Source organism: Streptomyces sp. NPDC002577 (genome assembly GCF_053594815.1).
The window spans coordinates 140,028-154,707 of sequence record NZ_JBSFWK010000015.1 but is presented as its reverse complement, the minus strand read 5'-3'; the positions used below and the strand labels follow the sequence as shown (position 1 = coordinate 154,707).

Sequence of the window (14,680 nt, the reverse complement as noted above, 5' to 3'; positions counted from 1 at the left end):
AGCTGGTCACCCACACGGGTGGCAGTACTGACGTTTTCGCCGAATCGGTAAAGAGCTTAACTCCGCCCGAGTACCTTCTTATCTAGGCGCCCCGCCCAGAAGTACCCCGCTCGACGGAGCGGCCGCGGTCACTGGGCACTGCACAACAACCATCCAACTCCCCTCCTCGACCGGAGACTTCCGATGTCAACCGTAGCCCCGTCCTGGACCTACACCCTCGAACTTCCCCGCGACCCCCGGGCCCCAGGTGTAGCCCGCGCAACCCTCCGTACCGTCCTCGCTGCCCACGGCCTCGCCGAACTCACCGCCACCGCCGAGCTGCTGGCCGCCGAACTGCTCACCAACGCGTACCGCCACACACAAGGGCCGTGCGCGCTCCGCCTGCGCTCGGCCGAACCGGACCGGCTCCGGGTCGCCGTATGGGACTCGGACCCGACGATCCCGCCCGGTTTCGGGGGCCCGCCGGGGGCGCTCGGCGTACCGCCCGAGGACGCCGAATGCGGCCGTGGCCTGCACCTCGTACAGGCGTGTGCGGACGCATGGGGCGCGTATGTGCTCGGCGACGCGGCGAACGCGTGCGGCGGAAAGCTGCTGTGGGCGGAGTGCGGCCGGCGGGATGTCAGTGGCGTCACGTACCGTAATGACGTGTGCTCGGACCGTGAAAGAGGGGGTCGGTTGTGGTCGAGGTCGAACGGCGGCTGAAGGCGCCTGCGTGCACGCGGACACAGCGTGGGGCGCGGACCGTGGACGAGGCGCAGCAGTACGGTGGGGGCGACGCCGAGCGGGACACGGGCCCTCCCACCCCACCTGCTCGCGCGGCCGCAGAGGCGGCAGAGGCGGAGGAACGGAGGTCGCGAACCATGACCGTGCCACGCGGCTCCGGTATGTATCCGCGTCCCCGACCGGGGAACCTGCGCGAGGTCGCCGAGAAGGTCGAGGAAGCGACGGGTCTGCGGGTGCAGATCGTGGGAGGAAAGCTCGTGATGTCCCCGACTCCGCGTGGGAAGCACGCGGGTGTGGTCGCGCGGCTGCGCCGACAGCTCGGCGAGGCACTGCCCGAAGGGCTGGCGGCGTACGAGATGTCCTCGATCGCACTGCCTGACGACCCGGACGACTATGTGACGCCGGATCTGATCGTGCTGCCCACCGAGTGGGAGGAAGACGACGACTGGCTCGCCGACCCCGTCGACGTGGCGCTCGCGGTGGAGGTGATCTCGGGCTCCGAGAAGTCCAGGGAGATCAGGGACAAGACCGACTGGTACGCGGTGGCGCGCGTCGCCGTCCTCCTCGTCATCGATCCCCGGAAGGGCACCTGGGCGCTGCACACTCGCCCGGACAACGGCAGTTATCAGGGCGTGCTGCCCGGCAAATTCGGGGAGACGGTGCCACTGCCCCCGCCTTTCGGCTTCGCAGTCGGGACAGCCGGCTTCCCGGTGTACGGGGCGCCGCCCCGCCGCGCGGCACGTCCCGAGAGCGGCTGAGTGGGAGGCGTCCGATGCTGCTCGACAGCAAGGGCCGGGTCACGATCCCGGCCGCACTTCGCGCGAAGTTCAACCTGCGGGCGGGCGACGAGGTAGACGTCGTAGAGGTGGATGGCACTCTCCGAATCGTCCGGGCCGAGTCGTCGCTCACTGCGGGGCAGCGCGCGGTCCAGCGGCTGCGTGGTACCGCGAACAGCAAGGATGTGGAAGGCATGTCGACCGACGCGATCATGGCGCTCTTGCGTGGCGAATGACCGGCGGGCCGGCCCGCATCCGTGCGGTCGCCCGACCAGGCGCCCGCACGGGCTCCACGCCAATAGGCCGAATAGCGGTGCTCGGGCAACGGTCACACGGCCGAAACGGCCTTGAACAGGGCGCGGATGGGGGAGAGTTGGGGGGTGCGCAAAGTCTGGATGGTCTCGGGGATCGGGATCGGGTTGTGCCTGAGCTTCGTCGGGCTGCTTGTCGTCGGGACGTACGTGGCGGCCGGGAGCCTGGCCGGCGGGCTCGCGGGCGGGGCCGTCGGGCTCGCGAAGGGTGCCGTGCCGGCCGCGTACCAGACGCTGGTGCAGAAGTGGGGCAATCTCTGCCGGGCGATCAACCCGGCGTTGCTGGCGGCGCAGTTGTACCAGGAGAGCGGATTCAACCCGAACGCGAAGAGCCCGGCGGACGCGCGTGGCATAGCGCAGTTCATTCCGGGCACGTGGGCCGCCCACGGCGTGGACGGGGACGGCGACGGCGACCGGGACATCTGGGACCCGGCGGACGCCATCCCGTCCGCGGCCTCGTACGACTGCAAGCTCGCGTCGTACGTGAAGGACGCGCCGGGCAATCTGACGGAGAACATGCTCGCCGCGTACAACGCGGGTGCGTACGCCGTGATCAAGTACGGAGGCGTGCCGCCGTACCGCGAGACGCAGAACTACGTGAAGACGATCACGACGCTGGAGAAGAGCTTCGCCAGTCCCGTCGGGCGGGTCTCGCCGTCGCGGCAGGCGGCCGGGGCGATCTACTACGCGCAGAAGAAGCTCGGCACCCCGTATCTGTGGGGCGGGGACGGGACTGCCGCCGACGGCGGGCGCTTCGACTGCTCGGGGCTGACCAAGGCGGCGTACGACACCGTGGGGATCAAGCTGCCGCGGGTCGCCAACGATCAGTACAACGCCGGGCCGCATCCCGCGCGCGACGAACTGCTGCCGGGAGACCTCGTCTTCTTCTCGGACGACCTGACCGATTCGCGGGCCATCCGGCACGTGGGAATCTATGTGGGCGGCGGGTACATGATCGACGCACCGCGAACGGGCGCGGTAATCCGTTTCGACCCGATCGACACGCCGGACTATTTTGGTGCGACACGGGTCACGGAAGACGGCGCGAAAGCGCTGCCGACGCAGAAGCCAGGGGCGTGATCCAGGCCTTGACTTGGCCGGAAGTGTTCGTCGACACCGCCTCTGAGCTGCAAATATGGTCTCTCTTGGATAACGTCTGAGTGATCATTCCGTGGAGGATGGAACGGATGCTGCGGGAGTGTGCGTTCCTTTTCCTGAAGCGGATCGACGACCACGGGGGTTGGTGGAGAGGCGCACGCAAGGGTGCGCCCGCAGGAAGGACGAAGGGGCCGCAGCACGATGGCTGGACTCGCTACATCCGGGTCGAACCCCGACGTCAGCCTGTTGTACGACATCAACGGCCTGGCCGACGACGCCCCGGGCTGGTTCGACCGGATCATGGAATTCATCGGTGAGTACGGGCTGCTGCTCGGCATGGTGCTGCTGGTGCTGTGGTGCTGGTGGACCATGCGGAAGCGGGCCACGACGCTCGACGACGCGGCCACATCGCTGGCCGCGATCGTCTGGGCGCCGCTGGCCGCCGGGATCGCGGTCCTGATCAACATCCCGATACGCGGGTTCGTCGAACGGCCGCGGCCCTTCGTCGATCATGACGGGCTCGCCGTCCTCGTCGACGGCAAGAACGACTTCTCGTTCGTGAGCGATCACGCGACGCTCGCCATGGCGATGGGCGTCGGGCTGTTCGTGGCCAACCGGAAGATCGGCGTCGCCGGGATCGCGCTGGCGGTGCTGGAGGGCTTCTGCCGGGTCTACATGGGGGTTCATTACCCGACGGACGTGATCGGCGGATTCGCGCTCGGTACGGCGGTCGCGCTGCTGCTGTCGCCGGTGGCGATGGCGCTGCTGACGCCCGTGGCGAAGGCTATGGGGAGGTCGGGGCGGGCTGGGTGGCTGGTTCGGGCGCGGGGGTCCCTGGGGGTTGTTGTGCCGGAGCAGGGGACGGGGCCGGAGTCAGGGGCTGGGGCTGAGCCGGGTTCGGGCCTGCCGGGTGGGGGTTCGGAGCGGGATCTGGCGGCGTAGCCCCGGGAAGTCTTTGGGTGCGCTCGGACTGGGTGCGCTCGGTTCGGGTGCGGGGTCTGCGGTCTTTGCGTAGCAGGGCCAGGCCGGTTGTGCCTGCTGCGGCTGCTACGGCTGCCGACGCCAGGGCCAAAGGGCCCGATTCGGGATGGGGGGTGCCGTCCTTTTCCAGGATGGCGGCGGTTGTTGCTGCCAGGGTCAGGGTTGCTGCGGCTGCCGCGGTGGCGGTTGCTATTCGTATTCCGGTTCCGGTGTTCCTTGCTGAGTCCATGTCCTCAGCGCACGGTATTCGCCTGCGGCGGGCCAGTGGGGGGCCTTGTGCGGGAGCCGTACGGGTTGGTGTTGGGGCCGTACGGGGGACTGTGCGGGGTCAGGTGGCCGTGCGTCGTGGGCAGTGCCCACCCTCCCCCAGCTACCGCTGGGAGGTGCCCCCAGCCCTGCGGAACGCCTGCCCACAGCGGGGTAGGGGGCGCTCCTACAGCGCCTGCGGGTAGGTGAAGAACCTGTTCGGGTCGTACTTCGTCTTCAAGGTGGTCAGGCGGGAAGCCGCCTCGCCGTAGTACGCCTGGCGCCAGGTTGTGAGGGTGGGGTCCGTGTAGTTCTGGTAGGCCGCTCCTGAGGCGTGGGGGGCCAAGGCCTGGTGGGTTGTGGTGAGCCAGGCGCGGGCCGTCGTGCCCGCGGTGCCGGGGCGCCAGGCCGCTATGTACTGCGCGAGCATGCGCGAGCGGCGGTGGACGAAGGCGGTGGCCGTCGGGTCGACGCGGTTCACGGCGCCGCCGAGGGCGGTGAGCGCGATGCTGCCGGAGCCGCCGCTGACGGAGCGGATCCGGTTCAGCATCGTCTGGACACCGGCCGCGGAGATGGACCTGTCGAAGAAGTCCGATGCGGCGGCGTACGTCTCGCGGCCGAGCGAGCCCTGCGGGTTCCGGCCGGGTGTGGAGCCGGGGAGGTGGCACATCGCGTCCTCCGGGTAGGCGGAGCAGCCGGCGTAGACCTCCATCGACTGCTCGTACGACCGGCGTTTCAGCGAGACGTTGCTCGCCGAGGCGCCGATCGCGTGGGCCAGCCGGTCGACGGCGTTCTGCAGCTCGCCGTAGGTGCCGAGGGAGAACGCGTTGACGGAGACCGTCGGGGTGCCCCCCGCGGCGTTCTCCAGATGGCAGGCCGACCAGATCTCGTCGGGCTGGTCGGGCCCCCACTCCTGCCATGCCGTCAGGACCGCGGCCGCCCGGGACCACGGCCAGCTCATATAGGCGGTGACGGCCTGGGGCGCCGGGTGCGTACGGAAGCGGAGCTCGGTGACGACGCCGAAGTTGCCGTTGCCGGCGCCGCGCAGGGCCCAGAAGAGGTCGCTGTTCTCCGTCTTGTTCGCCGTGAGTTGCCTGCCGTCGGCCGTGATCACCGTGGCCTGGGTGAGGCTGTCGCAGGTCAGGCCGTATGCGCGGGAGACGACGCCGTGGCCGCCGCCGAGGGTGAGGCCCGAGACGCCGACGGTGGGGCACGAGCCGGCGGGGATCGTCACGCCCTTCGCCGCGAGCCCGCGATAGACGTCGATGAGCTTGGCGCCGGCGCCGACGACGGCCTCGCCGGAGGAGGCCCGGATCGTGGCGAGCTTCGACACGTCGAGGATGAGGCGGCCGTCGCCCGAGGACCAGCCGGCGTAGGAGTGGCCGCCGTTGCGGATGGCGACGCGGATCTTGTGGGCGCGGGCGTAGGCGAGGACCGTGCGGATGTCGTCGGCGCCTGAGACATAGGCGACGGCGGCGGGCTTCAGACCGTCCCAGCGGGTGTTGTAGAGCTGGTGGGCCGTTGCCCAGGCGGAGTCACCGGGCAGGACGAGCGGCCCGTCGAGGTCCTTGGAGAGGGCTTTCCAGCCGGCGGCCGGGGATCGGGTGGTCGCGGCGGCGGATGCGGTGCCGGTGTCCGTGGTGTTCGCGTCGGCCGTGGCTGCGGAGGTGTCGCCGTTGCCGGCGTCGCCGGTCGTGCTGCTGCAGGCCGTGGCGGCTCCCGCGGCCAGCGCGGCCGGTACCGCTGTGATGAACGTACGCCGCAACATCTGGGCCCTCCCCGTGGTGTCTCTTGGAACGAGACGGGGCTCGGCGGACTTGGGTTCCACGGGCGCGCGTCGTGTTGTGTGACGTGGTCAGGGGGCTGTTCTGTGGGACTCCGCGTCAGCGCGGGCCAGGCTGCGGGCTCTTCGGGCCGGGCCGCGCCAGCCACAGGTGCAGTGCGCGACGCAGAAACGGCCCTTCTCGACCGTCGTCGTGCGGTGTTCGTCCGGTATGGGGGGCTCGGCGGCCTGTTGCTGTTGCGCCACGGATCAACGGTACCCACTACCCGTACGCACCAGGCGCCCTTCGTGCACACCGGATTCCCTCCGGGCACCCGGGTCCCTCCGCGCACACCGGGCGCGTGACGACCTTCCCCAGCCGTCGTTAAGCGGAACGACAGGGGGTCCGACACGCAGAGACAGGGCTTGGGGGTCGGTAGGCGATGGTGGTGCAGCAGCGTAGGAGGAGGGCCACGGTGTTCGCCGCGGCCGCCGCGGCGATGGGACTGATGTCCGGCGCCACCGGCTGTTCCGGAAGCGGAGCCGCCGCCGAGAGCCAGCGCCCTGCCGATCCCGTCGACGTCGTGCGCGAGGCCGCCGACATCCTGGTCCAGCAGGGCACTTCCAAAACGCGTACGGCGATGGAGATGGCCACCGGGGGCACGCGCGTGACCATCCGCGGCGAGGGCGTCTACGACTACAGGGCGCGGCTCGGGCGGCTGAAGGTGGTGCTGCCGCAGGACCCGGCCGGCGTCGACAAACACCGGCCGATCACCGAACTGCTCGCACCCGGCGCGCTGTACATGAAGAACCGGGGCGCGGGTGTGCCTGCGGACAAATGGGTGCGCGTGGACACCACCACACTGTCCGACGGGAACCTCGTCACCGGCGGTGCCACCGATCCGCTGGCCGCTGCCGAACTGCTGCGGGGCGCCCAGGATGTGACATATGTGGGGGAATCTGAGGTTTCCGGGACGCCCGTCCGGCACTATCGGGGCACCGCTGTTCTGGCGCAGGCCGCGAAGCTGGCGTCGGCTGATCAGCGCGGGGCGCTCAAGGCGGCGGCGAAAGGGTTCGCCAAGGGGGAGGTGCCGTTCGATGCGTACCTCGACGACCAGGGGCGGATCCGGAAGGTTCGGCACCAGTTCAGCTTCGCCAACGGCGGGGGCAAGGGCGGGAAGAAGACCGACGTCGATGTGGCGTCGACCACATTGCTGTACGACTTCGGGGCGCCTGTGAGTGTGGAACTGCCGGACGCCAAGGACATCTTCGCGGGGAAGATCGCCGAGGAGTAGGGGTGCACCGCGCGCCTCGGTGCGGCGCCTCGTGTCCGCTTTCGTGCCCCGGTCGGGCGGCTGGAAATGGTCCTTCCGTGCCATGCGCGGTGCGTAGGGCTTTCCCTACTCTTGGGAGTCGGTGACGGCGGGCGGCAGGAAGAGGTGATGAACGTGGCTCCGGTGCGCGGCGGTACGGCTGTTCAGGACCACGTTGCCCTTGCCGAGATCGAGTTGTGTGGGGAGCTCATCATCGCGGCGTCCGCTTCGCGGGAGGAGCGGCTTAGTTTTGACCTCATTGATGAGGTTTTGCGGGTCGCTGATGAGCGGGTTCTTGGCTTGGGTTCGGCTGAGTACTTCTGTTGATCGGGGGGCGGTGGGGCGCCCTGACGTTTGAGGTGCTGTGCGTCGTGGGCTGTGCCCACCCTCCCCCATTGCCTTAAGGGCATGGGAGGTACCCCCATCGCCTGGGGGCACCTCCCAGCGTTAGCTGGGGGAGGGACGACCGCCCACAGCGAATAGGCAAGCCCTTATGTGCGGAGTAGGCGGGCGATGGCCTTTGTGGCTTCTTCTACCTTTGCGTCGATTTCTTCGCCGCCCTTGAGGGCTGCGTCGGCCACGCAGTGGCGGAGGTGTTCCTCGAGGAGCTGGAGGGCGAAGGACTGCAGGGCCTTGGTGGATGCCGAGACCTGGGTGAGTATGTCGATGCAGTAGACGTCCTCGTCGACCATGCGCTGCAGGCCGCGGATCTGGCCCTCGATGCGGCGCAGGCGCTTGAGGTGCTCGTCCTTCTGCTTGTGGTAGCCGTGGATGCCGCGGTCGTGGTCCGTCACGATCTGGCCACTTGCGATTGTCGCGTCCGTCACGGTGGAGTCGCCCGTGGCGTCGGTGGCGGCGGAGGGCGCTTCGCCGGTCGTCGCGCCGGCCTTGGCGGTCGTCATCGCGTCCTCCTGCTGGTCTGGCTTGTTCCATATACCCCTACTGGGTATATGGTACCGAATTTTCATGGGTACTGAACGGTTGACGGGACCCTGTGCTGGCCGCTGTCCTTCATGGGCGACACTGGGAAACGCCGGTTCGCCGTGGCCGGATGATGCGCCTAGCATCACCCTGACCGACATCAGAGCACCGACCGAAACCAAAGCACCCCGAGGATCCCACGTGCGCTTTCGTCTGACCCCCAGGGAGACGAGCTTCTATGACATGTTCGCCGCGTCCGCGGACAACATCGTCACGGGCTCCAAGCTCCTGATGGAACTGCTCGGGGCTGACGCCTCCGCCCGGGCCGAGATCGCGGAACGGATGAGGGCCGCGGAGCACGCGGGAGACGACGCTACCCACGCGATCTTCCATCAGCTGAACTCCTCCTTCATCACGCCTTTCGACCGGGAGGACATTTACTCCCTGGCGTCGTCCCTCGACGACATCATGGACTTCATGGAGGAGGCCGTCGATCTGGTCGTGCTGTACCAGGTCGAGGAGCTCCCGAAGGGCGTCGAGCAGCAGATCGAGGTGCTGGCGAGGGCCGCGGAGCTGACCGCCGAGGCCATGCCGAACCTGCGGACGATGGACAACCTCACCGAGTACTGGATCGAGGTCAACCGCCTCGAGAACCAGGCCGACCAGATCCACCGCAAGCTGCTGGCCCACCTGTTCAACGGCAAGTACGACGCCATCGAGGTGCTGAAGCTCAAGCAGATCGTGGATGTGCTGGAGGAAGCGGCGGACGCGTTCGAGCACGTGGCCAACACGGTGGAGACCATCGCGGTCAAGGAGTCCTGAGGCTTCGTGGACACGTTTGTGCTGGTCGTGACCATTGGGGTCGCGCTTTTTTTCACGTATACGAATGGTTTCCACGACTCGGCAAACGCGATCGCGACATCTGTCTCCACGCGGGCGCTGACTCCGCGCGCGGCGCTCGCGATGGCCGCGGTCATGAACCTCGCGGGTGCGTTCCTTGGCAGCGGGGTCGCCAAGACCGTCAGTGAGGGCCTGATCGCGACGCCCCATGGCGACAAGGGGATGGGCATCCTCTTCGCCGCGCTCGTCGGCGCGATCATCTGGAACCTGATCACCTGGTACTTCGGGCTGCCGTCGTCCTCTTCGCACGCGCTCTTCGGCGGCATGGTGGGCGCGGCCCTCGCCGGCGGCATCACCGTGTACTGGACCGGAGTCATCGACAAGATCATCATTCCGATGTTCCTGTCGCCGGTCGTCGGGCTCGTCGCCGGTTATCTCGTGATGTGCGCGATCATGTGGCTCTTCCGCAAGGCCAATCCGCACAAGGCCAAGCGCGGGTTCCGTATCGCGCAGACGGTGTCGGCGGCGGGTATGGCGCTCGGGCACGGTCTGCAGGACGCGCAGAAGACCATGGGCATCGTGGTGATGGCGCTGGTCATCGCCGATGTCCAGGACTACGGCGACGCGATTCCGGTGTGGGTGAAGATCGTGTGTGCGGTGATGCTTTCGCTCGGGACGTATGCGGGTGGGTGGCGCATCATGCGGACGTTGGGGCGGAAGATCATCGAGTTGGATCCGCCGCAGGGGTTTGCTGCGGAGACGACTGGGGCGTCGATCATGTTCGGTACGGCGTTTCTTTTTCACGCGCCTATTTCGACTACGCATGTGATTACGTCGGCGATTATGGGTGTTGGGGCGACGAAGCGGGTTAATGCCGTGCGGTGGGGGGTTGCCAAGAACATTGTTCTTGGGTGGTTCATCACCATGCCTGCGGCCGCCGTTGTTGCTGCGCTCAGCTATTGGGTTGTGCTGTTGGCCTTTGGCTAGCCCGTCATAGGTGGGTGCCCTAGTTCGTGGGGTTGCCCGCCGTCGTGGGCTGTGCCCACCCTCCCCCACTCTCGGCTTCGCTCGAGCGGGGAGACCCCCATCGCCCCGGCGGAACGATTGCCCACAGCGGTACGGGCGCCTGCCCACAGCGGTACAGCGGTAACGCGCGCCCACAGCAGTAACAAATGGGCCCGCCCCCCGGGAGCCAGGGGGCGGGCCCTTTTCCTTGCGGTGGCACCGCCATGCAGCACCGCAAGGGGTTCGGTGGGATCAGCCGAAGCGGCCCGAGATGTAGTCCTCGGTCGCCTGGACGGACGGGTTGGAGAAGATGCGCTCCGTGTCGTCGATCTCTATGAGCCGGCCGGGCTGGCCGACCGCGGCGAGGTTGAAGAACGCGGTGCGGTCGGAGACGCGGGCGGCCTGCTGCATGTTGTGCGTCACGATGACGATCGTGAAGCGCTCCTTCAGCTCGCCGATCAGGTCCTCGATGGCGAGGGTCGAGATCGGGTCCAGGGCCGAGCAGGGCTCGTCCATGAGCAGGACCTCGGGCTCGACCGCGATCGCGCGGGCGATGCAGAGGCGCTGCTGCTGACCGCCGGACAGGCCCGAGCCGGGCTTGTTCAGGCGGTCCTTGACCTCGTTCCAGAGGTTCGCGCCCTTGAGGGACCGCTCGACGATGTCGTTGAGCTGGCTCTTCTTGTACGAGCCGTTCAGGCGCAGGCCCGCCGCCACGTTGTCGAAGATCGACATCGTGGGGAAGGGGTTGGGGCGCTGGAAGACCATGCCGACCGTGCGGCGCACCGCGACGGCGTCGATCGAGGAGCCGTAGAGGTCCTCGTCGTCCAGGAGCACCTTGCCCTCGACGCGGCCGCCGGGGGTGACCTCGTGCATACGGTTCAGGGTGCGCAGGAACGTCGACTTGCCGCAGCCGGACGGGCCGATGAAGGCGGTCACGGAGCGGGGCTCCACGGTCATCGAGATGTCCTCGATCGCCTTGTGGGAGCCGTAGTAGGCGGTGAGGCCCGATACGTCGATTCGCTTGGCCATGTGGATCTCTTCTTCTTTCGGTTCGCTGTGGCCCCACTCGGCGGAGCCGAATGATGTCGCCTTAGCGACCGGTCTTCGGGGCCTTCCAGCGGGCGATGCCGCGGGCCACCAGGTTCAGGATCATGACGAAGGCGATGAGGGCCAGTGCCGCAGCCCAGGCGCGGTCGAACGCCGCGGGGTTGCCGGCACTGTTCGCGTACTGCTGATAGATGTACAGCGGCAGTGAGGCCTGAGCGCCTTCGAAGGGGTTGTTGTTGATGAAGCTGCTGCCCCAGACGAGGAGCAGCACCGGGGCGGTCTCACCGGTGATACGCGCGACAGCGAGCATCACACCGGTCGTGATGCCGCCGATCGACGTCGGCAGGACGACCTTGAGGATGGTGCGCCACTTCGGGACGCCCAGCGCGAGGGAGGCCTCGCGCAGCTCGTTCGGGACGAGCTTGAGCATCTCCTCGGTGGAGCGGACCACCACCGGCATCATCAGGATCGACAGCGCGAGCGACCCGGCGAAGCCGGAGAAGTCGAACTTGAGGATCAGGATCCAGAAACTGAGGATGAACAGGCCCGCGACGATCGACGGGATACCCGTCATGACGTCGACGAAGAAGGTAACGGCCTTGGCCAGACTGCCGCGGCCGTACTCGACAAGGTAGATCGCGGTGAGCACACCGATCGGCACGGCGATCAGGGTGGCGATGCCGACCTGCTCCAGGGTGCCGATGATCGCGTGGTAGATGCCGCCACCGGGCTCGGTGTCGGCGACCACGCCCATGGAGTGGGTCAGGAAGTAGAGGTCGAAGACCTTCACACCGCGCTTGACGGTCTCCCAGAGCAGGGAGACCAGCGGGACGACGGCGGCGATGAAGCAGACCCAGACGAGGCTGGTCGCGACGCGGTCCTTGGCCTGGCGGCGGCCCTCGACGCGCGCGGCGATGCCGTACGTACCGAGGACGAAGAGGACCGCGGCGATCAGGCCCCACTGGACCTTGCTGTCCAGGCCCGCGCCGAGACCGATGGCCACGGCGACGGCCACGGCACCCACGGCGATGGCCCACGGGGACCACTTCGGAAGGCTGGCGCCGCGCAGCGTGCTGGGGCGCTTCTGGGTGAGGGGTGCGGTGCTCATGCGTTGGCCCCCGAGTACTCCTTGCGGCGGTTGATGATCATGCGCGCCGCGCCGTTGACCAGCAGGGTGATGACGAACAGGACGAGACCGGAGGCGATCAGCGCGTCCCGGCCCAGCGGGGTGGCCTCGTTGAACTTGCTCGCGATGTTCTGCGCGAAGGTCCCGCCGCCCGCGTCGAGCAGGCTGGCGTTGATCTCGAAGGTCGGCGAGAGGACCGTCGCCACGGCCATCGTCTCGCCGAGCGCGCGGCCGAGGCCCAGCATCGATGCGGAGATCACGCCGGAGCGGCCGAAGGGCAGCACCGACATGCGGATGACCTCCCAGCGCGTGGCGCCGAGGGCCAGGGCGGCCTCCTCGTGCATCTGCGGGACCTGGCGGAAGACCTCACGGCTCACGTTGGTGATGATCGGCAGGATCATGATCGCGAGCAGGATGCCGACGGTGAGCATCGAGCGGGGTGGGCCGTCCTGCCACGAGAAGACGCCGGTCCAGCCGAGGTAGTGGTCGAGCCAGCCGAAGAGGCCGCTCATGTGCGGTACGAGGACCAGGGCGCCCCACAGGCCGTAGACGATGGACGGCACGGCGGCCAGCAGGTCGATCACGTACGCGATGGGGCCGCCGAGCTTGCGCGGTGCGTAGTGCGTGATGAACAGCGCGATCCCGACGGCGAGCGGGACCGCGATCACCATGGCGATGATCGAGGAGACGATCGTGCCGAAGGCGAGGACCGCGATGCCGAAGACCGGCGGGGTGAGGCTGGTGTTCCACTCGAAGGTGGTGAAGAAGTTGCCCTCGTCCTTGGAGATGGCGATCGAGGCGCGGTAGGCGAGGAAGGCCGCGATGGCGGCCATGATCACCAGCAGCAGGATGCCGGAGCCCCGGGACAGGCCCAGGAAGATCCGGTCACCGAGGCGGGTGGCGCCGCGCGAAGCGCGCAGCTGCGCGGCCGGGGAAGGAGGTTCCGGCGCGGCGGTTTCGGTGGGGTTCTTTGTTGATATGTCCATCGGGTTCTCCGGTCTGCGGGGCCGCTGTCGGGCGGCTCCAGGCGGCGGTGCACCGGACGGTGCGGGCGGACCGGGTGGTCCGCCCGCACTCTTGCGTCAGCTCAGGCCGGCGACGGTGTCGCGGACCTTGGTGGCGATCTCGGTGGGCAGCGGGGCGTAGCTGTTGTCCTTCAGCACCGCCTGGCCGTCCTCGCTGGCGATGTAGGTGAGGAAGGACTTGGTGGCCGGCAGGGTGTCGGCCTTGTTGCCCGTCTCACAGGCGATCTCGTACGTGACGAGGGTGATCGGGTACGCGCCCTCGGCGGTGGGCTTGTAGTTCAGCTGCAGCGCCAGGTCCTTGCCCTCGCCGACGACCTTGGCCTCGGCGATCGCCTTGGAGGCGTTGTCGACGGTGGCCTTGACCGGCTCGGTGGCCTCGGTCTTGATGTCGACCGTCTTGATGCTGGTGCCGGCGTAGGAGAGCTCGAAGTAGGAGATCGCGCCCTCGGTCTGCGTCACCTGCTGGGCCAGGCCGGAGGAGCCCTGCGCGGACTGGCCGCCCTTGGCCTGCCAGGCCTTGCCGCCCGAGTACTTCCAGTCGCTGGGGGCAGCGGCCTTCAGGTACTTGGTGAAGTTGTCCGTGGTGCCGGACTCGTCCGAGCGGTGGAACGCCTGGATCTTGGTGCTGGGGAGCTTCGCGTCGGGGTTCAGCTTCTTGATGGCCGCGTCGTCCCAGGTCTTGATCTTGTTGTTGAAGATCTTGGCGAGGGTCGGGGCGTCCAGGACGAGGCTGTCCACGCCCGGCACGTTGTAGCCGACCGCGATCGGGCCGCCGACCATCGGGATGTCGATGGCCTGGCTGTTCGAGCAGACCTTCTTGGACTCCGTGATCTCCTCGGGCTTCAGCGGCGAGTCGGAGCCGGCGAACGCGGTCTGGCCCTGCAGGAACGCGGTGACACCAGCACCGGAACCGGTCGGGTTGTAGTTGATCTGCACGCCCTTGCAGGCGGCCGTGTAGGCCTTCACCCAGGCGTCGATCGCGTTCTTCTGCGCGGAGGAGCCGGAGGCCAGCAGCTGGCCCTTGGCGTCGTCACACTTGATGCTGCTGGAGGTCGTGGCGGTCGCCTTGGTGTCGCTGCCACCACTCGTGTTGCCCGTGTCGTCGGAGCCGCACGCCGTGAGGGCCAGGGCGCCGGAAACGGCGACAGCACCGAGGGACAGGGCGCGCCGGGTCTTGCGCTGAAGCTTCACTTTTCGGGTTTTCCTTCCAGGAGCCGCCCGGCCGGGGCGGCGTGCGATATCGGGTGGTGCGGCTGCTCCGGGGTGGGGCCCGGTGGGGGTGGGCAGCGGACTCTGCTGCTCAGCCTCCTGTTCAGCTATGCGGGCCGGGTTGCCACTCGCTTGAGCGGCACGCACCCGGTAAGGCCGAAATTAGGCAGAACAGGTGACGTGGCCGAAGGGCGTAAGTGAACGAGGGGTGAACCTCGGTGGACGGTGCGGTGAGGTCACGGAATGCTTACGGGATCTGGCGGCGCCCTATGCGGTTTTGGGGCGCCCGGGTTTTTC

General features: G+C 68.1%; 15 protein-coding genes. 9 read left to right on the top strand and 6 right to left on the bottom strand.

Annotation, left to right across the window (positions count from 1 at the left end; all coding sequences use genetic code 11):
- The first annotated feature begins 183 nt into the window (after positions 1–183).
- The 5 genes from ACWD4J_RS21380 to ACWD4J_RS21360 all read left to right on the top strand — a co-directional run bounded on the left by ACWD4J_RS21380 (position 184) and on the right by ACWD4J_RS21360 (position 3,850).
- Positions 184–702 carry an ATP-binding protein gene (locus tag ACWD4J_RS21380; RefSeq protein WP_451396975.1) on the top strand — a complete coding sequence of 173 codons (519 nt, stop codon included), beginning with the start codon at positions 184–186 and terminating at the stop codon, positions 700–702.
- 158 nt (positions 703–860) lie between these two features.
- Complete coding sequence (locus ACWD4J_RS21375) at positions 861–1,481, top strand: Uma2 family endonuclease (protein ID WP_451396974.1); 621 nt, start codon at positions 861–863, stop codon at positions 1,479–1,481.
- 14 nt (positions 1,482–1,495) lie between these two features.
- On the top strand, positions 1,496–1,735 hold the full coding sequence (locus ACWD4J_RS21370) for an AbrB/MazE/SpoVT family DNA-binding domain-containing protein (RefSeq protein ID WP_451396973.1): 240 nt from the start codon (positions 1,496–1,498) through the stop codon (positions 1,733–1,735).
- A gap of 126 nt (positions 1,736–1,861) precedes the next feature.
- Complete coding sequence (locus tag ACWD4J_RS21365) at positions 1,862–2,890, top strand: bifunctional lytic transglycosylase/C40 family peptidase (RefSeq protein ID WP_451396972.1); 1,029 nt, start codon at positions 1,862–1,864, stop codon at positions 2,888–2,890.
- Between the two features lie 219 nt (positions 2,891–3,109).
- A complete protein-coding gene (locus ACWD4J_RS21360) occupies positions 3,110–3,850 on the top strand; it encodes a phosphatase PAP2 family protein (RefSeq protein WP_451396971.1) in 741 nt (246 codons plus the stop codon).
- Positions 3,851–4,322: 472 nt separating this feature from the next.
- Here ACWD4J_RS21360 and ACWD4J_RS21355 read toward each other — a convergent pair whose 3' ends face one another.
- Positions 4,323–5,903 carry an FAD-binding oxidoreductase gene (locus ACWD4J_RS21355; RefSeq protein ID WP_451396970.1) on the bottom strand — a complete coding sequence of 527 codons (1,581 nt, stop codon included), beginning with the start codon at positions 5,901–5,903 and terminating at the stop codon, positions 4,323–4,325.
- Positions 5,904–6,397: 494 nt separating this feature from the next.
- Between ACWD4J_RS21355 and ACWD4J_RS21350 the strand changes: the two genes are divergently transcribed.
- Both ACWD4J_RS21350 and ACWD4J_RS21345 read left to right on the top strand, forming a co-directional pair.
- A complete protein-coding gene (locus tag ACWD4J_RS21350; protein WP_451396996.1) occupies positions 6,398–7,192 on the top strand; it encodes a hypothetical protein in 795 nt (264 codons plus the stop codon).
- Positions 7,193–7,339: 147 nt separating this feature from the next.
- The gene (locus ACWD4J_RS21345) at positions 7,340–7,537 is read left to right on the top strand and encodes a hypothetical protein (protein WP_451396969.1); all 198 of its coding nucleotides are present in this window, start codon (positions 7,340–7,342) and stop codon (positions 7,535–7,537) included.
- A gap of 164 nt (positions 7,538–7,701) precedes the next feature.
- Here ACWD4J_RS21345 and ACWD4J_RS21340 read toward each other — a convergent pair whose 3' ends face one another.
- Entirely contained in the window at positions 7,702–8,112 is a 411-nt protein-coding gene (locus ACWD4J_RS21340) for a metal-sensitive transcriptional regulator (protein ID WP_451396968.1), read from the bottom strand.
- A 220-nt stretch (positions 8,113–8,332) separates the two neighbouring features.
- On the opposite strand from ACWD4J_RS21340, the gene ACWD4J_RS21335 reads away from it, so the two are divergent.
- Positions 8,333–8,953, top strand: a complete 621-nt coding sequence (locus tag ACWD4J_RS21335) for a DUF47 domain-containing protein (protein WP_423628779.1) — start codon at positions 8,333–8,335, stop codon at positions 8,951–8,953.
- Positions 8,954–8,959: 6 nt separating this feature from the next.
- Positions 8,960–9,958: an anion permease gene (locus ACWD4J_RS21330; protein ID WP_451396967.1), complete on the top strand. Its 999-nt coding sequence runs from the start codon at positions 8,960–8,962 to the stop codon at positions 9,956–9,958.
- A 270-nt stretch (positions 9,959–10,228) separates the two neighbouring features.
- On the opposite strand, the gene pstB is transcribed toward ACWD4J_RS21330, so the two are convergent.
- The 4 genes from pstB to pstS all read right to left on the bottom strand — a co-directional run bounded on the left by pstB (position 10,229) and on the right by pstS (position 14,365).
- Complete coding sequence (gene pstB / locus ACWD4J_RS21325) at positions 10,229–11,005, bottom strand: phosphate ABC transporter ATP-binding protein PstB (RefSeq protein ID WP_451396966.1); 777 nt, start codon at positions 11,003–11,005, stop codon at positions 10,229–10,231.
- A 61-nt stretch (positions 11,006–11,066) separates the two neighbouring features.
- Complete coding sequence (pstA, locus tag ACWD4J_RS21320) at positions 11,067–12,131, bottom strand: phosphate ABC transporter permease PstA (protein WP_451396965.1); 1,065 nt, start codon at positions 12,129–12,131, stop codon at positions 11,067–11,069.
- Entirely contained in the window at positions 12,128–13,135 is a 1,008-nt protein-coding gene (gene pstC, locus ACWD4J_RS21315) for a phosphate ABC transporter permease subunit PstC (protein ID WP_451396964.1), read from the bottom strand. Before pstC ends, pstA begins: the two co-directional genes overlap by 4 nt.
- A gap of 96 nt (positions 13,136–13,231) precedes the next feature.
- Positions 13,232–14,365, bottom strand: coding sequence for a phosphate ABC transporter substrate-binding protein PstS (gene pstS, locus ACWD4J_RS21310; protein ID WP_451396963.1), 1,134 nt, complete (start codon positions 14,363–14,365; stop codon positions 13,232–13,234).
- Positions 14,366–14,680: the final 315 nt, after the last annotated feature.